Source organism: Niveispirillum sp. KHB5.9 (assembly GCF_048066115.1).
In the GTDB taxonomy this organism is placed as follows: Bacteria; Pseudomonadota; Alphaproteobacteria; order Azospirillales; family Azospirillaceae; genus Niveispirillum.
In genome coordinates, this window is sequence record NZ_JBLTYX010000002.1 from 134,167 (window position 1) to 155,847 (window position 21,681).

Genomic DNA, 21,681 nt, shown 5'->3' on the forward strand with positions numbered 1-21,681 from the left:
CCCCGCCTCAGAACCGATAGGTCAGGCGGCCGCCATATTGCCGGCGGGCGCCATAGATCAGGCCGCCATCGGCCGAAGACGAGTTCTGCAGCTGGCTGGCGATATAGGTTTCGTCAAACAGGTTGGTGACGAACAGTTCCAGCCGCACGCTGTCGGTCGGATCGATGGACAGGCGGGCATCCACTACGTCGCGCGATGGCAGGGTGGTGACCACGCTGGGGAACGGCGTGGCATAGCTTTCCGCCACGTGGGACCATTGCAGGCGCGGGGTGATCGCCGTCTCCCCCACCAGGATTTCGTACTGCACCCCGGCATTAATGGTCCATTGCGGGGAGAATGGCAGAGTGCTGCCCTTGGTCACCAACTCGTTGCGGTTGGCCACCGTATTCTGCAGAATCGTGCCCTTGGCGAATTCCGCATCCAGATAGCCCAAGCCGGCATTCAGCCCCAGGGCACCGAACCGCCCCTCGATCTCCAGCTCCCCGCCCATGGCCTGGCCGGCGGCGGCGTTCTGGGTCAGGGGCAGGCCGTTGGCCAGGCTGGCCAGCTGCATGTCCTTGTAATCGGAATAGAATAGCGACCCGTTCAGGCGCAGGCGGCGGTCCAGCAGCGTGGTCTTCCACCCGGCTTCATAGACCAGATTGGTTTCCGGCCCGAAGGACGGGCTGGAGGCCGGCAGATTGCCGCCACCGGCCTTGTAGCCCTTGGACAGGCTGGCATAGAGCATCGTGTCGTCGGTGACATGGTAATTGGCGCCCAGCTTGCCCGTCAGCTGGGTGGAGGACAGCTTGCTGATGCCGGTGCCACCAGCCGAGGCGATGCGGTTATAGGTCTGGTCGTCCCAGGAATGGCGGGCCCCGACGATCAGTTCCAACTGCTCCGTGGCGAAATAATTCGCCTGACCGAACAGGGACTGCGACTTGTTCGTCACCTTGGAAATGATGGTGGAGGTGGAGGAGACGAAATCGACGGTGTGGTTATTGTCGCGCAGCACCGACAGCGGAATATCCTCATCCATGCGGAAGGCACCGACCACCCAGGTCAGCGGCCCGTCACCGGTGGACAGCAGATTGACCTCGTTGATCAAGGTCTCGATCGTCGTATCCGTAAAGCCGACACGGCCGACATTGGCCGCCGGCGGGCGCGGCAGGGCGGTGGCCGTGCGGTCGCCATCGGTCTGATCGGTGGTGCTGCCATCCTGCCAGGAGGTCAGGGCGCGCAGATCGACATCGTCCGACAGCGACCATTTCACCTCACCCGACAGGCGGTAGCCTTCCTGCTTCAGGTAGGAGATGGCATCTTCCTGGATCACATAGGGATTGGTGCTGACCGTGTCGTTGCGGCGCTTGACGGCGTTGTTGTCGCTGTCGCTGTTGAAATATTCCGCACGCAGATTGATGCGCAGAGTCTCCGCCTCGTTGCGTAGCGCGACATTGATGCGGCCCCCCTCCAGGTCGGTATTGCCCGGATTGCTGGGGCTGGGGCCGATATTCCTGGTGAAGCTGTCGCGCTTGTCGCGGACGGCGGCGACACGCACGGCGACATTGTCGCCCAGGCCGACATTCAGGGCACCGGTGGTACGCAGCCAGTCGTAAGAGGCCACGGTCTGGTCGATGAAGCCCTTCACCACGCCGAATTCCGGATCCGGCGTGCGCACATAGATCGCACCACCCGTGGAATTCTGTCCGGTCAGCGTGCCCTGCGGCCCGCGCAGCACCTCCAGCGATCCGATATCGTAGAAGGACTGGCTGATGAACTGCTCATGCGGGATCAGCTGCCCGTCGATGTAATAGGCGACACCGGGGCTGGAGCTGGGCGCGGTCTGGGCGATGCCGACGCCGCGGATATTCACGTAAGTTGAGCGGTTCACCTGGTTGATGGCGATGGAGGGCGACACCTGCTGGATATCGGCCAGATTGGCCACGCCCTTGCGCACGATATCGTCGCCGGACAGGACGGTGGCGCTGATCGGCACATCCTGCAGGCTCTGCGTCCGGCGTTCCGCCGTCACCACGATCTCCTCCAGCACGGCGTCCTGTGCCTGGACGGCGGGGACGATGGCGCTGCCAGCCAGCAAAAGGGTAAGCAGACGCGCCGCCGGGCGCGATGCCAGCTTGTTCATGGGGCTTCTCCCTTGGGGCGGCCCGTTCGCGACCTTGAGGAACGGGCTCTTGGTTAGTTGATTTTATGAACGATACGATAGCACAAACCGTAATGCAATATAACATATGAATTGATAAGCAATTTCTGAATGTCGGCTGTTGATACCCGCTCAATATGGCCGCTATTGAGGTCGGTTGCTCCTGCATATCGCGCTTGCGAACGTGGCGTTTAAGTTATATTGCATATCTAATATAGCCGCCAAATGACCCGTTCCGAGTGCCCAGCGCATTCTGTCGACGGGCGCCTGGAAAGGCTGTATACAGATATCAAAACAAGGACACATGAATCGGGAGGATGACAGATGGGCCAGAGTTTTCCGCTGAACGCCTGGTATGTCGCGGCCTATGATGTGGAGGTGGGGCGTAAGCTCCTGCCCCGCACCATTTGCGACAAACAATTGGTTTTATACAGAAAACTGGATGGGTCGCCTGTGGCGCTGGCCGATGCCTGCTGGCACCGGCTGTTACCCCTGTCGCTGGGCAGGCTGGAGGAGGATCGGGTTGTCTGCGGTTACCATGGGCTGACCTATGATGATACCGGACGGTGTGTATACATGCCGTCGCAACACACGATCAACCCATCGGCCTGCGTGAAATCCTATCCGCTGGTGGAACGCCATCGGTTCCTTTGGGTGTGGCCGGGGGACCCGTCGCTGGCCGATCCGGCGCTGATCCCCGACATCCATTGGAACAATGACCCGGCCTGGGCCGCCGATGGCAAGGTCATCCATGCCAAGTGCGATTACCGGCTGGTGGTCGATAATCTGATGGACCTGACGCATGAGACCTTCGTGCATGGATCGTCCATCGGCAACGATGCCGTGGCGGAGGCGCCGTTCACCGCCACCCATTCCGACGATACGGCCACCATCACCCGCTGGATGGTGGATATCGAGGCACCGCCCTTCTGGGCCGACAATCTGGGCCGCAAGGACCATGTCGACCGCTGGCAGATCATCAATTTCACCGCACCCTCGACCATCATCATCGAGGTCGGCGTGGCCCCCACCGGCACCGGCGCGCCGCAGGGCGACCGATCCGCAGGTGTGGATGGGCGGGTCATCAACGTCCTGACGCCGGAGACGGGCAGTACCTGCCATTATTTCTGGGCCTTCGCGCGCAATTTCGACATCCACAACCAGGCGCGCACCCACAAGATCCGCGAGGGCGTGGCCGGCATCTTCCGCGAGGATGAACAGATCCTGGAAGCGCAGCAGCGCGCCATCGATGCCAATCCCGGCCATGTCTTCTACAACCTGAACATCGATGCCGGGTCGATGTGGGCACGACGCCTGATCGACCGGATGATCGAGCGGGAAACGCGGCCGGCGCTGGCGGCGGAATAGGGAGCAGCGGCCACGGCCGCTGCAGGCCGCCGACTGGCGGCCCGCGCCACGTGGCGCGTAAGCCAAGGCGGCGGAACCGCCGCCCCGGCGCCTGAGGGAACAAGGAAAGAATCTCATGAGTTACAATAAGGATGCAGCCCAAACCGTCAGGGCGCTTGCCGGTATCCGTGACCTGATCCTCAGCGGCGCAGTCGAACCCGGTGAGCGGCTGTCGGAGCCGGGGCTGGCCGAACGGCTGGGCATTTCGCGCACGCCGATCCGCGCGGCGCTGGCCCGGCTGGAGCAGGAGGGGCTGCTGGAGCGGGGGCCGGCGGGTGGTCACATGCCGCGCCGCTTCACCCTGGCGGAGGCCATCGACGCCATCGAGCTGCGCGGGGTGCTGGAGGGCACGGCGGCGCGGCTGGCGGCGGAACGCGGGGTGGAGCCGCGACGGATGATCGCCATCAACCGTGTGCTGGACGCCATCGACGCCCTGATGGCGTCCGATCCGGCCAACCCGTCGCTGGCGGGCTATATCGGCCTGAATGCGGAATTCCACCAGCTTCTGTCCGGCCTGTCGGGGAGCGAGACCATCGAACGGGAGATCGACCGCATCACCCGCCTGCCCTTTGCCTCGCCCAGCGCCTTCCTGGACAAGCCGGGATCGGTGGTGGTGCCGCATTCGCTGGTCTTGGCCCAGGCGCAGCATCGCGCCCTGGTGGAGGCGATCGGCCTGCGCGAGGGCAGCCGTGCCGAGGCCGTGGCGCGGGAGCATGCGCGGCTGGCACGGCGCAATCTGGAACAGGTGATGGAAGCGGGCAGCACAGCACTACGCCGCTTCCCGGCCCTGGCGCTGGTCGCCGGGTGAGAGAGGAAACGCTATCATGAAGAACGATGCCGTCTGGGTGGACGCCCGGATCACCCGTACAGAGATGGTCGCCGATGGGGTGCGGCGTATCGAGTTCGCGGCGCCAAGCCCCCTGCCCGCCTTCGATCCCGGATCGCATATCGCCGTCCGTGCCGCCATTGCCGGCGGCCATGCCATCCGCACCTATAGCTGCCTGCCCGACGCCGCACCCGGCCATGTCGCCGTGGCGGTGAAGCTGCATCCCAACAGCCGGGGCGGGTCGCGTTTCATGTTCGGCCTGGTGCCCGGCGATCAGGTGCGGATCACCACGCCGCAGAACCGGTTCGAGCTGTCCTGGCGGGCGCCGGATTATCTGCTGCTGGCCGGCGGCATCGGCATCACGCCGATCCTGGGCATGGCGGCGGCGCTGGCCGGGCGCGGGGCCAGGGTGCGGGTGGCGTATGGCGGGCAGAGCCTGGATGCCATGCCGTTCGTGGAACCGTTGCGGGTGCTGCTGGGCGACCGGTTGGCGCTGTATCCGCAGGATCAGGGGTCGATGATCGACCTGGATGCCGCCATTGCCGGCCTGTCGCCGGATGGCGAGGTCTATATCTGCGGCCCGCTGCCCATGCTGGAAGTGGCCAAGAGCGCCTGGGCACGGGCCGGACGGGCCAGCAGCCGGTTCCGGTATGAGGTGTTCGGCGATACCGGCCGCTTCACCGAGACCCCCTTCACCGTGCGCGTGGCGGGCTACGGGGTGGAGGTGACGGTACCGCCGGACCGGTCGCTGCTGGACGCGCTGGACGATGCCGGCATTCCCATGATCCATGATTGCCGACGCGGGGAATGCGGGCTGTGCGCGGTCGAAGTGCTGGACCACCAGGGCCCGATCGACCATCGCGACGTGTTCCTGTCGGACGCGGAGAAGCGGGAGGGCACGAAACTGTGTGCCTGTGTCTCCCGCATCGCCGGCGGGCATGCGGTGATCGACACGGGCTATCGGCCCTGAGGAATGTTTAGTAATGAATAATAACAAAAATTTCCACGAAGCTCAGCCCTTGAAGCAGCTTTGATAGATCCGGTCGAGCAGGCCCAGCAGCAGGGTCCGCTCGTCCGGCGACAGATGGGTCATCACGTCCCGTTCCGTCTCCTCCAGGTTGGCAAAAAGCTGCGCCAGGGCCGATTGGCCGGCTTCGGTCACCACCAGTTCATAGAAGCGCCGGTCGTTGGGCGAACGGCGGCGTTCGGCCCAGCCGCGCCCTTCCAGATCATCGACGATCTGCACCGTCGCCGACTTGTCCAGCCCCACCTCCCGCGACAGGAGGTTCTGGGAAATCCCCGGATTTGCGGCAATGATGGAAAGCGAGCTGAACAGGCCGGAACGCAGGTTCCAGTCGGCATTGCGTGCGGAGAAATTGCGCGACAGATGGTTCTGGATGCGGCGCAGCCGAAAGCCGATGAAATCACCCAGCCGCCCAAGTTCCACCTCGGGCGGGTCGTTCGTTTCGATCTTGTCGTTCGCCATGGTCATCATCGGGAAGGGAGCGGGGAATGGTGCAAAACCTTGATAGCGGAAGCGGAAAGCCCTGTCCGCAAATTCCGTTCTCCTGGATCGCATTCTGGAATTTAGATAGTTGTGAACATCAACCGTCTATGTTATGAACTATAACGAAAGGCGAAACAGCCTTCACGGTGGGGCAATGCACCCACCCGAACATCCAGGGAGGATGAGAATGTTCCAGAAGTGGACGCTTCGCGGCGCCGCGCCCGTGGCGCTGGCCGTCGGTCTTTACGCCGTACCCGCCATGGCCCAGGCCCAGCAGGCCCCAGCCCCCATCCAGCTTGAAGAGATCATCGTGACGGCGGAACGCCGGTCCACGAATTTGCAGGACACGCCCATCGCCATCACGGCGCTGACGGCCGAGGACCTGCGCGAAAAGGGCGTGGTCGACCTGAAGGGCGTGGCCGATGCTACCCCGAACTTCCAGATGACGACGTCGGGCAACGGCTCCGGCGGCAGCAATTTCGCCCAGCTGTTTATCCGCGGCGTCGGCCAGCCGGATTTCATCATCACCAAGGACCCTGCCGTCGGCATCTATATCGACGGTGTCTATCTGGCGCGCGCGCCAGGTGCCGTGCTGGAACTGCTGGATATCGAGCGGGTGGAGGTGCTGCGCGGGCCGCAGGGGACACTGTTCGGCAAGAACACGTCGGGCGGTGCCCTGAACATCACCACCCAGGCCCCGTCAGATGATTTCGGCGGCGTGGCGGAACTGCGCATCGGTGAATATGGCCGCCTGGATGTCGGCGGTTCGGTCAATGTGCCGCTGGTGGAGGACAAGCTGGCGCTGCGGGTCAGCGCGCTGTCGCGCGATCAGGATGGCTATTACAAGCGCCTGCTGCCGTCCGCAGATGGCACCAAGCGCAACGGCAACGACGTGAATGTGCGCAGCGGCCGAGCCACGCTGGCCTGGACGCCCACGGACGAACTGTCCGTCACCCTGTCGGGCGACATCACGCGGGAACGCCAGGCGGCCACCGATTATCAGGCCGTGGGCATCTTCAACGACGCCGCCAGCGCGCCCAATATCGAGCTGTATAATCGCGTCGTCCTGGCCCCGCAGGGCATGGTCTATGATAATCGCTGGGTCGCACCCAAGCCCTGGACCACCTATTCCACCTCCACCAGCTACGCCAATTCCGATGTCTGGGGCGTGTCGGGTGTGGTGAACTGGACGCCGGGCGATGTGCGGGTAAAGTCGATCACCGCCTATCGCGACCTGGACGTGGCCAGCAAGGCCGATGCCGATGGCACCCCGGCCGATATCGTGGCGTCTGCCGGCATCTCGGTGCAGCAGCACCAGTTCAGCCAGGAATTCCAGTTCAGCGGCGATGCCTTCGACGACCGGCTGAACTGGCTGGTCGGGCTGTGGTATTTCGAGGAGAAGGCGACGGACACCCAATCCTCGCGCCAGTTGGTCGGTCTGGTCGATGCGCTGCGTGCCGCCCCCAACCGGTCGATCTCCCCGCCCGGCGTGGCGGCATCGGTCTGCCCTGCCAGCGGCACGGGGCCGGCAAGCTGCCTGGGTGGTGCCACGAACGCCAACAATCTGCGGTATGACCAGGCCCGCCTGGGCAATCGCTGGCTGGACGGGTCATCCTACGCCGCCTTCGCCCATGCCGGATACAAACTCACCGATGATTTCAGCGTGACGGCCGGTGCCCGTATCAGCAAGGAAAAGAAGGATTTCCGCTATTACGAGGTGCGGCCGTCGCAGAACAATCTGGTCAGCTTCAACAACGTCACCGCCGGCGACACCTGGGATGTGTTCACGCCGAAGCTGGGGGCGGAGTACAAGTTCGACAGCAACATGATGGTCTATGTCTCCTGGTCCAAGGGGTTCAAGGCCGGCGGCGTCAATGGGCGTCCCACCCGCGCCGACCTGTTCAACACCTTCGATCCGGAGAAACTGACGGCCTATGAGGCGGGGTTCAAGGGCGACTTCTTCGACCGCCGCCTGCGCCTGAATCTGGCCGCCTACTTCAGCGATTACAACGACATCCAGATCACCCGCAACACCACCGACGGCACGGGCGCCTTCATCCGCCTGGAAACCAATGGCGGCGATGGCGAGATCAAGGGGCTGGAGGCGGAAGCCACGGCACTGCTGGCGGAGGGTCTGACGCTGCAGGCGGGCCTGGGCTATACCGACTTCAAGTTCACCTCGCTGCTGCCGCAGCAGGCGACGGCGGGCACGTTGCTGCTGACCTTGAAGAACGAGCTGCCCTTCGTGCCGAAATTCACCGGCAATCTGGGCCTGACCTATGAGGTGCCGGTATCGGAAGACGGTGCAGCACTGCGCCTGCGCGGCGACTGGCGCCATTCCAGCAGCTATTTCATCGATATCGACAATACCAAGGCCGTGGCCCAGGACGCTTACGATGTGTTCGACGGCCGCATCACCTTCGTGCCGTCGTCGGGCGATTGGGAGCTGTTCGTGGCGATGAGCAACATCACCAACAAGGCGGTGATCGCCAATGGCGTGGCGTCACCCGCCAACGGCAACCAGATCGTCACCTACAAGGCGCCGCGCATGACCTATGGCGGCATCCGGGTGACGTTCTGATGGCGGGTTTGCGCGAACCATCGTCGGCCGGGCAGGGACTGCTGACGAAGCTATCCTTCCTGCTGGGCGCTGCCGGCCTGCTGATGGCCATGTCCGCCGATGCCATCGCCGTACTGGGCCGGCATGTGGGTTTCACCGTGTTGGGCGCCATCGAGGTGGTACAGGCCAGCGTGGTGCTGGCGGCGTCGGCCGCCATGGTCGGGGCCACCCTGTCAGGTGCCCATGCCCGCGTGCATATCCTGATCGAACGGCTGGGGCCGGCCTGGCACAAGCGGTTCGATCAGGTGTCGGATCTGGTCAGCTGCCTGTTCTTCCTGTTCCTGGCCGCCGGGTCCGCCTGGGTCGCGGCGGAACTGTGGCCGGGGTATGAGATCACGGAGATCCTGGGCCTGCCGCTGCGCTGGCTGCGGCTGGTGTGGATCGGGTCCTGCATCCTGATCGCCGTGCTGTTCCTGGCACGCGCCCTGGGCAAGGGAGGCAGCGATGAGCCCTGAGATTTGGGGCGCCATCGGCGTCATCGCCCTGCTGGCGCTGCTGACCCTGGGACTGCCCATCGGCGTGGCGCTGGCCGCCGTGGGGGCCGGCGGCATCGCCATCCTGGTGACGCCGGAAGCGGCGCTGATCAAGGCTGGGGTTGTGGCGTTCGAGACCATTGCCAAGTATGAACTGGGCGTGCTGCCGCTGTTCCTGCTGATGGCGCATCTGTGCTTCGCCGCAGGCGCCAGCCGCGATTTCTTCGATGTCGCGGCACGGTTCATCGGGCATCGGCCGGGCGGGCTGGCGCTGGCATCCATCGCCGGCTGCGCCGGGTTCGGGTCGATCAGCGGGTCCAGTCTGGCCACCGCCGCCACCATCGGATCGGTGGCATTGCCGGAGATGCGCAAGCATAATTACTCCCCGGCCTTCGCCACCGGGGCGCTGGCCGCCGGCGGCACGCTGGGGGCGCTGATCCCGCCATCGGGGGCGCTGATCGTGTTCGGCATCATCGCCGAGCAATCGATCGGCAGGCTGTTCGCGGCGGCCGTGATCCCGGGCCTGAGCCAAGCCCTGTTCTACATGGTCGGCATCTATATCCTGTGCCGCATCTGGCCGGAGCTGGGGCCGAAGACGGCGCGGGTGCCGTGGCGCGAACGGCTGCCGGCGCTGCGCCGGATTATCGATATCATCGCCTTGATCGTGTTCGTGGTCGGCGGGCTGATGATCGGCTGGTTCACCCCGACGGAGGCCGCATCGGTGGGGGCGGTGGGTTCCTTCCTGTTGTGTGCCATCCGCGGTGCACTGACGCGGGCCGCCGTGTCCAAGGCCCTGGGTGACACGCTGCGCACCACGGGGATGATCTATATCGTCATCATCGGCGCCATCCTGTTCTCCACCTTCATCAGTCTGACCGGCATCACCGGCCATATGTCGGCCCTGGTGTCGGAACTGGATGCCGGGCCGATTGCGGCGGTGCTGGTGATGACCTTGCTGCTGCTGGTGTTGGGGTCGTTCCTGGATGGGTTGGCACTGATGCTGCTGACCGCACCGATCTTCCTACCCATCGTCGTCGATCTGGGGCTGTCACCCATCTGGTTCGGCATCTTCCTGGTGCGGACGATGGAGATCGGGTTCGTGCATCCGCCCCTGGGCCTGAACTGCTACGTCATCCATGGCATCGCCAAGGATATCCCGCTCTCCACCATCTTCCGGGGGATCATCCCCTTCCTGGCCATCGATTTCGTGCATCTGGCGGTCATCATCGCCTTTCCGGCGGTGACGCTGTGGCTGCCCAAGGTGCTGGGGGCATGAGGATGAACAAGCATCTGAAAAGCCTGACCGCCGCCCTCGCCCTGCTGGCGCTGACCGCCTGCGGTGCCGACGAGAAGCCGGGCACCACCACCCTGTCCTATGCCAGCCCCTACCCGCCCGGCCATCCGTTCAGCAAGGCGGATATCGAGTGGATGGAGACGGTGTCCACCAAGTCCGGCGGGCGGCTGGTGATCAAGCCCTTCTGGTCGGGATCGCTGCTGTCGTCGGACCAGAGCATGGTGGAAATCCGCCATGGCGTGGCCGATATCGGGCTGGTCACGCCGATCTATGCCAGGGGCGGGGCGCATGCGCTGCGCGGTCAGGCCGGGTTCTATGGCGGCATCCGCGACATTGCCGACCAGATCGCCATCTATAAGTGCCTGGCCGCCGCCTTTCCGGTGTTCGGGCAGGAATTGGAGGGGCTGCATGTCCTTGCCGTCCAGGGCGGCAATTTCCCCGGCATCCTGACAAGGCACAAGCCCATCGAAAAACTGGAGGATATGCGCGGCCTGCGTCTGCGGGCGCAAACCGAAGCGCTGGGCGTGCTGCGCGACCTGGGTGCCGATCCGGTCAACATGCCGATGGGCGAGGTCTATTCGGCGCTCGCCAAGGGCGTGATCGACGGGGTCGTGGCCCCGGCCGACACCATCGCGTCGCTGCATTTCGGGGAGGTGGCATCCTATTTCACCGCCCTGCATTTCGATCGCGGCGCCTATCCGGCGCGTGCCATGTCCGACAAGGCGTGGCAGCGCCTGACACCAGACCTGCAACAGGTGCTGATGGATGCCCAGCCGGTATGGGAGGCAGCCTTGGCCCGCCAGATCCTGGTGGCGGAGGATCGCGGGCTGGAGAAAGGCAAGGCGCTGAATATGCGCCTGACCATGACCCTGCCGCTGGCGGACCAGGAACGGTTCAAGACGCTCTACGCCGCCAATGCCAGGCGCATCGCCGATGAGTTGAGCCATTTCGAGATCGATGGCCACCCGATCCTGGCCCATGCTCAGGACCTGATCGCCGCACGGGCGCGGGGAGAGACTCCGGCCTGTTTCAATGCGACACCGCAAACAGCGGAGAACCAGCCATGAGCAGCGAAAGCCCCCTGTCCGGGCTGCGCGTCGCGGATTTCAGCTGGGTCGGCGCCGGCCCCCGCGCCACCAAGGACCTGGCCGATTACGGCGCCACGGTAATCAAGGTGGAAAGTGCCAAGCGCCTGGACCTTGGCCGCCTTTCCCCCCCCTTCAAGGGGGGAAAGCGCCACCATGACGCATCTGCCTTCTTCGCTATCACCAATACCGGCAAGCAGGGTGTGACCATCAACCTGAACGATCCGCGCGGCATCGAGGTGGCGAAGAGGTTGATCGCCTGGGCCGATGTGGTGGTGGAGAATTTCGGCAAAGGGTACATGGACAGGATCGGCCTGTCGTTCAACACGCTGAAAGCCATCAAGCCCGACATCATCCTGCTGTCGGTCAGTGTGGCCGGGCGCAGCGGGCCGCTGTCCGACCTGCGCGGATACGGCAATTCCGCCGCCGCCTTGTCGGGTTTCGCGGCGCTTTCCGGCTGGCCCGACCGGGGGCCGCATATGGCGCCGTTCGCCTATGGCGATGTGGTGGCGCCGATGATGGCGACGGTGGCGGTGCTGGCCGCGCTGGAACATCGCCGGCGTACCGGTGAGGGCCGGCATCTGGACGTGTCGCAGGTGGAGCCGATGATGCTGGTCACGTCGGACTGTCTGGCCGACCATCAGCGCGGCCTGCCCACGCGGCGCGGCAATGACGATCCGCGCATGGCACCGCACGGCCTGTTCCCCTGCCGTGGTTCCGATCAATGGTGCGCCATCGCCGTGCGCGACGATGCGGAATGGCGGGCATTGGCGCTATTGGCGGGGATCGGGGATAGCCGGTTCGACACGCTGGAAGGCCGCAAGGCGTATGCGAGCGACCTGGCGGCGCAACTGTCGGCCTGGACCCGGAGCCATGACAAGCACCGGCTGGCCGACAGCCTGTCGCAGGCCGGCATTCCGGCGGAAGCGGTGAACGATGGCCGCGACGTGTTCACCGATGCGGAGCTGGAAGCAGCCGGCCATTACCACCGCATCCATCATGAAAAACTGGGCGATTGCGAGATGCCGGGGCCGCCGCTGCGCTTCTCCGACGCCGCCATCCATGTCGGACCGCCACCGCTGCTGGGTGGTGATAACCGCGCCGTGTTCGTCGACCTGCTGGGCATGGACCCGGCCCTGGTCGAGGAACTGACGGCATCCGGCGCCCTGGCGTGAGGGAGAAGATGATGCTGAACCATCTGACCATCATCGACGCCACGGACGAGATGGGTGTTCTGGCTGGCCATATGTTCGCACAATTAGGGGCCGATGTGACGCGGCTGGTCTCGGCGGCTGGCGAGGTTGCCGATCCGGTCTGGACCAGGAATGTGCGCACTGTAGCACTGGACGATGCTGATCTGCCGGCATTGCTGCAAGGCGCCGACATCCTGCTGCGCAACGGGCCGCTGAGCGGTGTCGATCCGGCGGATCATCCGCATCTGATCGACGTGGTGCTGACGCCGTTCGCCGCCATCGACCGGCCGTCCACCGACTTGACCCTGATGGCGCGGTCGGGCCTGCTGCATATCGGCGGTGATCCGGACCGGGAACCGCTGCGCCTGCCCGGCCAGCAGGCCCATGCGCTGGGGGCCATCCAGGCGGTGATCGGGGCGCTGACCGCACTCCATGCCCGCAAGGACAAGGGACAGCGCGTCACCGTCTCGGCCTATCAATCCGCCGTGCTGGCCAATTACCGCGAACCGGTGATGTGGGATTGGGCCGGCAAGGTGGGGGCGCGGACCGGCAATCTGCTGGTGCGGGGCAAGTCGGGCGTGAACCAGGTGTGGAAGGTGGCCGATGGCTGGGTCACCTGGGCGCTGGTCGACAATCCCGGCATGATGCGGGCCATGGTCGCCCTGATGCGGGCCGACGATATGGCCGGACCGCTGGCCGAGGTGGATTGGGACACTATCCTGGTCGCCGATCTGCCACAGGAAACCCTGAAGGCGTGGGAGGGGGTGGTTGCCGCCTTCCTGGCCACCAAGAGCCGCACCTTCCTGGCCGAGCAGTCAAACCGCACCGGCATGGGCCTGTCGGCCATCGATCAGCCCGACGATGTGCTGTCCAGTCCGCATCATGCGGCGCGTGGGGCGTTCGAAGATTTCGCCGATCCAGTGTCTGGTCGCACCATCCGCGTGCCGGGCCCCCTGTTCCAGACCAGCCGGGAGGGCGTGCGATGAACGGCCCGCTTTCCGGCCTGACGCTCGTGGATTTCACCAAGTTCCTGCCCGGCCCGTATTGCACCTGGATGCTGGGCAATCTGGGGGCGGATGTCATCCGCGTGGAGAATCCGCGCGAGTTGGCCAAGCAGGCGCAGGTGTTCGGTTGGGAAAAGCTGTCGCCCGACGCCCGTGCCGACCTGCGCGCCCGCGACATCTATGCCCGCAACAAGCGCAGCCTGGTCATCGATCCCGGTCACGAAGAAGCGAAGTCGGTGATCGGGGCATTGGTGGCCAACGCCGACATATTGGTGGAGGATTACCGGCCCGGCGTGATGGAGGCCATGGGTTACGGCCCCGCCGCCATGCTGGCGCTGAACCCCAGGCTGGTCTATGCGTCGGTGACCTTGTGCGGCCAGACGGGGCCGTACCGGGACAAGCCGGGGCATGATCCGGTGGCACTGGCCATCGCCGGTGCCCTGTCGCGCATCGGGGAGGATGCGGATAAGCCCAGCTTTCCCGGCGTGCCGGTGGCCGACCTGTTGAGCGGATCGAACGCCGTCATCGGCATCCTGTCGGCCATCATCGCGCGCGGTGTGACGGGCAAGGGCCAGCATGTCGATGTCGCCATGTCCGATGCGTCGCTCGCCCTGGTGGCCAGCACCATTTCCCGCAATCCCGACCTGTCCAACGTGCCCGGACGCGGCAAGCGGCGCGCGGATAGCGGCATCTGGGAAACAGCGGACGGGCGGTTCATCACCACCACCGACATGGAACCGCGATACTGGCAACGTTTCTGCACGGCGGTGGGGCGGCCTGACTTCGCGGCAGCACAGATGGATATCGGCCGGCGGGCAGAGATCGCCGAGGCACTGGCCGGCATCTTCCGCACGAAAACCCTGGCCGAATGGCTGGCCGTGCTGGGCGAAGCCGACACGCAGTTCGCGCCCATCCATGATCTACCGGGCGCCCTGGCCGACCCGCATAACCGGGCGCGCGGTATGGTGTTCGAGGTCGATCTGCCCGGCGGCGGCAAGGCCCCGCATATCGGCCTGCCCATCCGTCTGTCCGACACGCCCCCTGCTCCGCCACAGCCGGCCCACATCGCCGGTGGCGACAGCGACGACATCCTGGCCGGCATCGGCCTCTCCCAAAGCGACATCCAGGCGCTGCGCGACAAGGGCGCGCTATCCGCCGGACAAGGATCAAGAGCATGAGCGAGACCAATCAACAGCGCCCGCTGGAAGGCCTGCGCGTCCTGGACCTGACCCGCGCCCTGGCCGGGCCCTATGCCACTCTGCTGCTGGCGGGGTTGGGGGCGGAGGTGATCAAGCTGGAGGACCCGGTCGGCGGCGATCTGGCGCGGGAGAACAGCCCCTATGTCGGGCGCGACGGTGTCGTCGTGGAACGCCGGCATGACGACGATATCTCCATCTCCCACCTGACCCGCGCGCGCGGCAAATATGGCGTGACGCTGAACCTGAAACACCCGGATGCGAAGGGTGTGTTCGCCGATCTGGTGAAGGGCTGCGACATCGTCGTGGAGAATTTCACCAGCGGCACGGCCGACAGGCTGGGCGTGGGGTACGCGGCGGCGAAGGAAGCCAACCCGCGCGTCATCTATTGCTCCCTCTCTGGCTTCGGTGCCAACGGGGCGGAGGGCGGCAAGGCCATGGATGTCATCATCCAGGCTTTGTCGGGGGCCATGTATACGTCGGGCGCGCCCGGGGAACCGCCGGTGCGCATGGGTGTGCCCATGGCCGACATGCTGGCCCCGGTCTTCGCCGTCATCGGCATTCTGTCCGCATTGGAACAGCGCCACCGCACCGGAGTGGGCCAGCATATCGACGTGTCGATGCTGGGGGCGCTGACGTCGTTTGTGGCGATCGAGAACTGGTCGGCCATGGCGGCGGCCGGCATGCCGTCCCGGACCGGCCTGACGGTGCAGCGCCTGTCGCCCTTTGGCGTGTTCGAATGCGCCGACGGCTATATCGCGCTGGTCGCCGTGCATGACAAGCTGGCCGCCGGCCTGTTCCGCGCCATGGGACAGGTGGAACTGCTTCAGCACCCGCAATTCGCCACCCGCGACGCCCGCGTCGCCAATGCCGTGGCGCTGGAGGCGCGCATCAATGCCTGGTCGCGGCAATTGCCCGTGGCCGATGTGGTGGCGGCGCTGGAGGCCCACGGCGTACCGGTGGCCCCCGTCCGCCATCCCGAGGATGCGCTGGTCGATCCGCGCGTGGTGGCACGGGAGGAGACCGTGCCCATCGCCCATCCCAGCTACCGTTCCGACATCGACCTGCGCACGGCCGGCATCCCCATCCTGTTCTCTGGCGCGCGCACCGGCTTCGACCCGGTGCTGCCGGTGGCGATCGGGGAGCATAATGGCGAGGTGTATGAACGGCTGACCGGCTATTCGCCCGAACAGCTAGCCGGCCTGAAGTCGCGTGGGGTGATCTGATGGCGCGCCACGCGGCCCTCGCCCTCCTGCTATCCTCCGCCGACGATCCCGCCGGAATACTGGAAGCGCTGCGGCTTCAGGGGCAACGGCCCATCCGGATGCTGGGCGTGGATGCACCGCGTGCCCTGGTGCGGGCGGCTGGGTTGCTGCCCGTCCGGCTGGTGCCCACCCATGCACCGACGCCGATGATGGATGCGATCATGGGCGGAGCCGGCCTGTCCCTGCGCGGCAAGTCGTTGCTGGAACAGCTGGTGGGCGATGGGGCGCAGCCGGACCCGGTGCTGATCACCAGTGCCGACAATGAACAGCCGCAGGTCTTCGCGGCACTGCGCGAACTGGCGCGCGATGCCGGGGGACGGCTGGGGCCGGTGCATTTCCTGGATCGGCTGTACGGACCCGGCGATGGCGTGGCGCGGTATAATGATAAGCGGCTGGCGCAGCTGCACGACTGGCTGGCCGGGATCGGCGCCCCGGTCGGGGATGTCGCGGCGGCAGAGGCCGATGAGGTACGGTTGCGTGTATTGCTGGGCCGGGTGCTGGATCTGCGGCCGGCCGGGCGGCTGACGGGGGCGGAAGCGACGCGGCTGGTGGTAGGGGCGTCACTGTTGCCGCTGGATCAGGCCGAAGCCGCCTTGTCGGCACTGTTGACCGATCCGCCGCCCGTGATCGGAGCCAAGCACAGGTTGTTCCTGACCGGTAGCACACAGGAGGATTTCCGGCTGTATGATGCGCTGGAAGCGGCCGGGGCGCTGGTGGCGGGAGAGACCCAGGATTGGGGCCGGGGCTGGTGCGGCAACCCCGCCCCCATGGTCCGCCGCGCGCCGGATGACGCAGCGTCGGTGATTGCCATGGCGCAGGCCACCGGCGCCGAAGCGCTGCTGCATGTCACAAGGCCGGGGGACGAGGCTTCCCCCTGGGATGTGAAGGTGCTGCGCGATGCGGGTCTGCCCTTCCTGGCCGTCACCTGGGACGGAACCAGCCCGATGCCCCCTGCCCTGGCGGCGTTCCTGGCCGATCCCGCAGCTCCAGCCACACCGCCGGCGCCCAGTCCGCCCCCGTCCCCCGCCCGTGCCGGTGGTGGCCGTGCCGCGCTGAAACCGCCGACGCGCAGCCGCAAGTCGCTGGCCGCCGTGGCCAGCTTCGGACAGTTCCAACGCGACTGGTTCGCGGGACTGCGCGAGCAGGTGGCGGCGGGATCCCCACTAGCCGTCGTCAATGCCAACGCGCCGCAGGAAATCCTGCGCGCCCTGGACATCCCCTTCGTGGTGAACCAATGGTGGGCGTCCATCGTCGCCGCCAAGCAGCAGTCCGGCCGTTATTTCGGCCTGCTGCGCGAGCGGGGCTATCCGGCGGATGTCGAGGCCTACAGCGCCCAGGGCCTGGCCGCGACCTTCGATGCGGATGCGCAGAACGCCCCCTGGGGCGGGCTGCCCAGGCCGGATTTCCTGGCTGCCGTGATCGGAACCGACGCCACGGCCCGCATCTTCCGCCATTGGGCGGATGAGACCGGGGCCGACCTGTTCCTCTATCAACGCAGCTTCGACAGCCGCTGGACCATTCCCGTCGACTGGTGGGACGACCTGCCAGACGACTGGGACAGGCATCTGGAACCCGAGCGGCTGGACCTGCTGGAAGGCGAATTGCGGGCGCAGGTGGCGGCATTGGAAGCGGCCACTGGCCGGCGGTTCGATCCCGGACGGTTCGCGCAGGTCATGGATCTGGTGAATGAGCAGGAGGATTGGTACCGCCGCACCCGCGACCTGATCGCCGCCAGCCATCCCGCCCCCGTCGGCATCGTCGACACCATGCCGGCCACCATGGTGCCGCAATGGCATCGCGGTTCTGTCTGGGCCCGCGATGCGGCCAAGGCGCTGTATGACGAGGTGGCGGCCCGCGTGGCGGCGGGAGAAGCCGCCTGCCCCAATGAGCGCGTGCGCCTGATGTGGGTGGGGCGCGGGCTGTGGAGCGATATGGGTTTCTATCAGCGCTGGGAGGAAAGCCACGGGGCTGTGTTCGTATGCTCCATGTACCTGTCGCTGGCGGCCGACGGCTATATCCGCCGGCACGACCGGGGGCGCGACCCGATGCGCGCACTGGCCGCACGGTTCGTGACCATGGGGGACGAGTTGCGCATGCCGACCTGGGCCGGCGCCTGGCATGTGCGCGATGCCCGCATCCATGGTGTGCACGGGGCCGTGGCGCTGGCCGATGCCGACCCGTTCGTGCTGCGCGCGCTGGAGGAGGCCAGCATCCCCATCCTGCGCCTGGACCTGGATAATTACAACCAGGAAGGGGCCGATGAGGCGGCGGTGAATGACGCCATCACCGGGTTCATCGAAATGCTGGGATGACCAAGTCTGCGCCCGAATGCCCGATCATGCCCCTCAGCCGCCGGCGCCCACATCCGTGGGCTTGGCTACGCGGCACGTGCTGCGCGGCGGCAATCGCCGTCGTACCAACGGTCAAACATTTCGACCGCTGTTAGGGTGGACGGCCCCCCGGCATCGCTGTGCCATAGTTGGGTTGTCAGACACCAACATCGGGAGCCGCCCAGATGGATTATAAGCGGATAGGGATCGACATTTCCAAGCATGTGTTCACGCTGCATGGTGTCGATGATCAGGAACAGCCCGTGCTTCGGCGCAACCTGAAGCGCAGCGAGCTTGAGGCGTTTTTCAGCAAGGTTCCAGCCACGGAGGTGGTTCTGGAGGCCTGCGGCGAGGCGCATCATTGGGGTCGGGTTCTGAGCGCCATGGGCCATCGCGTGCGCCTGCTGCCGGCCCAATATGTGAAGCCGTTCGTGAAGCGCTCGAAGAACGACCGGACGGATGCAGCGGCGATCTGCGAGGCAGCCTCCCGGCCTGGCATGAGTTCGGTGCCGGTGAAGAGCGTGGCACAGCAGGCCGACGCCATGATCCTGAAGCACCGTGAGCTGCTGGTGGGCCAGCGAACCGCAGTGATCAACGCCCTGCGCGGTCATGCCGCCGAGTTCGGCGTGGTCGTCGCCAAGGGCACGGCGCAGGTGAAGACCTTGGCGGATACGCTGGCCGCTGATGAGACGATACCGGCGGTGGCCCGCGCCCTGTTCGCACGCATGGAAGAGCATATCGACCACCTGCACCAGCAAATCCATGCCCTGGAGGCCGAATTGCTGACCCTGCACAAGGCCAGTCAAGTCAGCCGCTCGCTGGCCGAGATGCCCGGCGTGGGCCCAGCCATCGCCATCACCTTCGCCCTGACGTGGACCCGCAGCATTTTGCCTCCGGCCGGCATTTCGCCGCCTGGCTGGGCCTGACGCCCAAGGAACATTCAACCGGCGGCAAGCAGCGGCTGGGACGCATCAGCAAGGCCGGCAATGAGCGATTGCGACAATTGCTGGTCGTCGGCGCCACCGCCGTCATCCGACATGCAAGGCCAGGCAGCAAAACCGCCTCGCCCTGGCTGCTGCAATTGCTGGAGCGAAAGCCGCGAAAGCTCGTGGCCGTCGCTCTGGCCAACAAGATGGCCCGCATCCTGTGGGCCATGATGCGCACGGGGGAAGCCTACAGGCCGGCAACCGCCTGAGACATCGCCCGCGCGCCGGTGCCGGGAACAAGTGCAAAGCGATAAGATGTGAACAGGTCGAACCGACAGGCGACACATTCCGTTAATACCTGTGGCCCCAAAAGGTCGCACCGTTGCTTGGAAGGCGCTTGGCGGAACCCATCTGGGCCAGCGGTCATGTGCCGCACAAACAGGCCGGACACATGAACGCAATCGACCCGAACAAATCATCTCGCCTACCCCTTGTGCCCAAGGGGCCGTCCACACATGGTATCATTTCCCCTGCACGCGTTCCCACTGCCAGGCATCCACCGTCTCCCCGCGCGGCTGGTATCGGATTTCGAACCGGTCATTTCCCCGCTTCACATCCAGCACCAGCCAACCCTCCTGGCGGCCCTGCAACCCGTCCTGGCCCACGGGGCGCATGATCTCGTCCCCATCCCGCAGGCCCGCTTTGTCGGCGGCGGAGCCCGGGATCAGGCCGGAGACGATGCGCGGGTTGGCGGTCAGGGAGGTAGGGGCGAAGCCCAGCTCATAGCGGCGCAACTTCTTCGTTGTCCGACGGAATTCCGGCCCGAAGGCGTTCGACGGCGGCAGGACCTGCGCCCCGTTCATCATGGCGTGGAATTCGGCCAGCCCCTTGTCGCCCAGCTCCGCCTTGACCAGCCCTTCCCAGTCACCTTGCGTCAGGGAACGGTCCGCCTTGCGCCAGCCCAGCATGGTGTGGACCAAGTCATCCAGGGAGCGCTTGCCGCCCGACTTCGTGCGGATCTCATGGTCGATCTTGGCGAAATAGAGCGATGCCCGGTCATAGGGCAGCACGCGGATGCGCGTGTCGGCCCAGAAACGGGCGGGAATATCGGCATTGGGCGTGCCGGATAGGGCGTTGGTGTAATAGCGCCCGGCATGCTGGTTCAGGTCGGCCACGAACTGGTCAGCGTCGATCATGCCGGCGCGATAGGGCAAGGTGCGCTGGTAGAACACGGCCAGCCCCTCCCCGAACCAGGAGGAGAGCAACCCCTTCGGCTCGTCCAGGGAATTGACCCAGGTGTGCAGCATCTCATGCGCCAGGGTCAGCTTCAGATCGTCCAGGTCGGTCTTGTCATCGAAGGTCAGGGCGAAGGAATTGTTCAACTCCACCCCGCCGCCGGGATTGACCGGATTGGGCCGCATGAACACGCCATAGGCGCCGGGCGTGCTGTCACCGAAGAAGCGGGAATAGAAGGCGTGCAGCTTGTCGCCCCAGGCCAGCAGGCCGGCGGCGTCAAAAAGCGGCTTGCCCTGCCAGGACCCGAAATAGCCGTCCGACCGACCCGACGCCGGATAGAGCCCGACCGTGCCCGCCATGTAATAGGCATCGCTGAGCCTTTCCGCCGGCTGGTCGGCCAGGGTGGCGTCGCCGATCCCCAAGCTGGACAGGCCAGTGGCACCCTTGGGCTGGGCCGACAGGTCCCAGCGCAGGGTGACGTCGTAATGCCGCTCACCATCGGCGGGCAGGATCAGGAAGGCGTTGCCGGCGGCGGAGAAGCCACCCGTCTCGCTGCGCAGGTTGAAGGGCGGGGCCGCACCGCGCACCAAGGGTGCATTGGTGATGGGTGCGCGGTAGCGCACCGTCACCGGGCCCGCCACGTCCCGCCCCGCCGTCCAGACGCGGTGGGCGGTCAGGCCCTTTTCCGGCTTGTCGCTGCTGGCCACCGGCACCGTGCCCTTGGCATCGGTCACGGTCAGGCCGGTAATGTCGTTGGCGACGGTAACGACATTGCTAGCGACGATGGGCAGGCGGAACAGCGGGGTGGAGGCCGAGGCATTCAGGTCGGACAGCGTTAATTCCACATCGACATAGGGCACCAGGCCCGACGCGTCGATAGCCCCCGGCTTCAGCACCAGCGACAGGTCGGGCGCATCCGCCGCCCCGGCCGGCAGGGCCGCCACGATGGTGGTGATCAGCAGGGTCGGCCGCAGGAAAGCACGCATCAAGACACCCTATTCCGGTTCGCATCCATGATGGTTCCATGATCGGGGAGGTGCCGGGAACGCCGCAATGGCGGTTCGGGCGGGTTCGGGAAATATCCAACCGCAACCGGGTCGGCTTTGCGCATAAACATTCCCGCCCGCCCGCATCGCTGGCAAAGACAGGCGAATTTAATCCCGTCCGACCGCCTAACCT

At 65.7% G+C, this 21,681-nt stretch carries 15 protein-coding genes and 1 pseudogene; 13 read left to right on the forward strand and 3 right to left on the reverse strand.

What is annotated here, in order from left to right; genetic code table 11:
• Nucleotides 1-7 precede the first annotated feature (7 nt).
• Complete coding sequence (locus ACM9HJ_RS05260; RefSeq protein WP_416570649.1) at nucleotides 8-2,122, reverse strand: TonB-dependent receptor; 2,115 nt, start codon at nucleotides 2,120-2,122, stop codon at nucleotides 8-10.
• A gap of 342 nt (nucleotides 2,123-2,464) precedes the next feature.
• Between ACM9HJ_RS05260 and ACM9HJ_RS05265 the strand changes: the two genes are divergently transcribed.
• The 3 genes from ACM9HJ_RS05265 (at nucleotide 2,465) to ACM9HJ_RS05275 (ending at nucleotide 5,343) form a co-directional block, all read left to right on the forward strand.
• On the forward strand, nucleotides 2,465-3,508 hold the full coding sequence (locus ACM9HJ_RS05265) for a Rieske 2Fe-2S domain-containing protein (RefSeq protein ID WP_416570650.1): 1,044 nt from the start codon (nucleotides 2,465-2,467) through the stop codon (nucleotides 3,506-3,508).
• A gap of 115 nt (nucleotides 3,509-3,623) precedes the next feature.
• On the forward strand, nucleotides 3,624-4,355 hold the full coding sequence (locus tag ACM9HJ_RS05270; RefSeq protein ID WP_416570651.1) for a GntR family transcriptional regulator: 732 nt from the start codon (nucleotides 3,624-3,626) through the stop codon (nucleotides 4,353-4,355).
• A 16-nt stretch (nucleotides 4,356-4,371) separates the two neighbouring features.
• Complete coding sequence (locus ACM9HJ_RS05275; protein WP_416570652.1) at nucleotides 4,372-5,343, forward strand: PDR/VanB family oxidoreductase; 972 nt, start codon at nucleotides 4,372-4,374, stop codon at nucleotides 5,341-5,343.
• A 42-nt stretch (nucleotides 5,344-5,385) separates the two neighbouring features.
• Here ACM9HJ_RS05275 and ACM9HJ_RS05280 read toward each other — a convergent pair whose 3' ends face one another.
• Nucleotides 5,386-5,859: a MarR family winged helix-turn-helix transcriptional regulator gene (locus tag ACM9HJ_RS05280; RefSeq protein WP_416570653.1), complete on the reverse strand. Its 474-nt coding sequence runs from the start codon at nucleotides 5,857-5,859 to the stop codon at nucleotides 5,386-5,388.
• Nucleotides 5,860-6,067: 208 nt separating this feature from the next.
• Here ACM9HJ_RS05280 and ACM9HJ_RS05285 point away from each other — a divergent pair, with 208 nt between their 5' ends.
• From ACM9HJ_RS05285 to ACM9HJ_RS05330, 10 genes and pseudogenes are all read left to right on the forward strand, one after another.
• On the forward strand, nucleotides 6,068-8,461 hold the full coding sequence (locus tag ACM9HJ_RS05285; RefSeq protein ID WP_416570654.1) for a TonB-dependent receptor: 2,394 nt from the start codon (nucleotides 6,068-6,070) through the stop codon (nucleotides 8,459-8,461).
• On the forward strand, nucleotides 8,461-8,955 hold the full coding sequence (locus ACM9HJ_RS05290; RefSeq protein ID WP_416570655.1) for a TRAP transporter small permease: 495 nt from the start codon (nucleotides 8,461-8,463) through the stop codon (nucleotides 8,953-8,955). Before ACM9HJ_RS05285 ends, ACM9HJ_RS05290 begins: the two co-directional genes overlap by 1 nt.
• Nucleotides 8,945-10,249, forward strand: a complete 1,305-nt coding sequence (locus tag ACM9HJ_RS05295; protein ID WP_416570656.1) for a TRAP transporter large permease — start codon at nucleotides 8,945-8,947, stop codon at nucleotides 10,247-10,249. The genes ACM9HJ_RS05290 and ACM9HJ_RS05295 overlap by 11 nt, the downstream gene beginning before the upstream one ends.
• Nucleotides 10,246-11,334: a TRAP transporter substrate-binding protein DctP gene (gene dctP, locus ACM9HJ_RS05300; RefSeq protein ID WP_416570657.1), complete on the forward strand. Its 1,089-nt coding sequence runs from the start codon at nucleotides 10,246-10,248 to the stop codon at nucleotides 11,332-11,334. Before ACM9HJ_RS05295 ends, dctP begins: the two co-directional genes overlap by 4 nt.
• Nucleotides 11,331-12,527: a CaiB/BaiF CoA transferase family protein gene (locus ACM9HJ_RS05305; RefSeq protein ID WP_416570658.1), complete on the forward strand. Its 1,197-nt coding sequence runs from the start codon at nucleotides 11,331-11,333 to the stop codon at nucleotides 12,525-12,527. The genes dctP and ACM9HJ_RS05305 overlap by 4 nt, the downstream gene beginning before the upstream one ends.
• A gap of 8 nt (nucleotides 12,528-12,535) precedes the next feature.
• Entirely contained in the window at nucleotides 12,536-13,531 is a 996-nt protein-coding gene (locus tag ACM9HJ_RS05310) for a CoA transferase (protein ID WP_416570659.1), read from the forward strand.
• A complete protein-coding gene (locus tag ACM9HJ_RS05315) occupies nucleotides 13,528-14,727 on the forward strand; it encodes a CaiB/BaiF CoA transferase family protein (protein WP_416570660.1) in 1,200 nt (399 codons plus the stop codon). Before ACM9HJ_RS05310 ends, ACM9HJ_RS05315 begins: the two co-directional genes overlap by 4 nt.
• Nucleotides 14,724-15,971, forward strand: coding sequence for a CaiB/BaiF CoA transferase family protein (locus tag ACM9HJ_RS05320; RefSeq protein WP_416570661.1), 1,248 nt, complete (start codon nucleotides 14,724-14,726; stop codon nucleotides 15,969-15,971). The genes ACM9HJ_RS05315 and ACM9HJ_RS05320 overlap by 4 nt, the downstream gene beginning before the upstream one ends.
• Nucleotides 15,971-18,322 carry a 2-hydroxyacyl-CoA dehydratase gene (locus ACM9HJ_RS05325; protein ID WP_416570662.1) on the forward strand — a complete coding sequence of 784 codons (2,352 nt, stop codon included), beginning with the start codon at nucleotides 15,971-15,973 and terminating at the stop codon, nucleotides 18,320-18,322. The genes ACM9HJ_RS05320 and ACM9HJ_RS05325 overlap by 1 nt, the downstream gene beginning before the upstream one ends.
• 203 nt (nucleotides 18,323-18,525) lie before the next feature.
• Nucleotides 18,526-19,535, forward strand: a pseudogene (locus ACM9HJ_RS05330) (IS110 family transposase).
• A 252-nt stretch (nucleotides 19,536-19,787) separates the two neighbouring features.
• Here the strand turns inward: ACM9HJ_RS05330 and ACM9HJ_RS05335 are convergent.
• Nucleotides 19,788-21,488, reverse strand: a complete 1,701-nt coding sequence (locus ACM9HJ_RS05335; protein WP_416570663.1) for a hypothetical protein — start codon at nucleotides 21,486-21,488, stop codon at nucleotides 19,788-19,790.
• Nucleotides 21,489-21,681 lie beyond the last annotated feature (193 nt).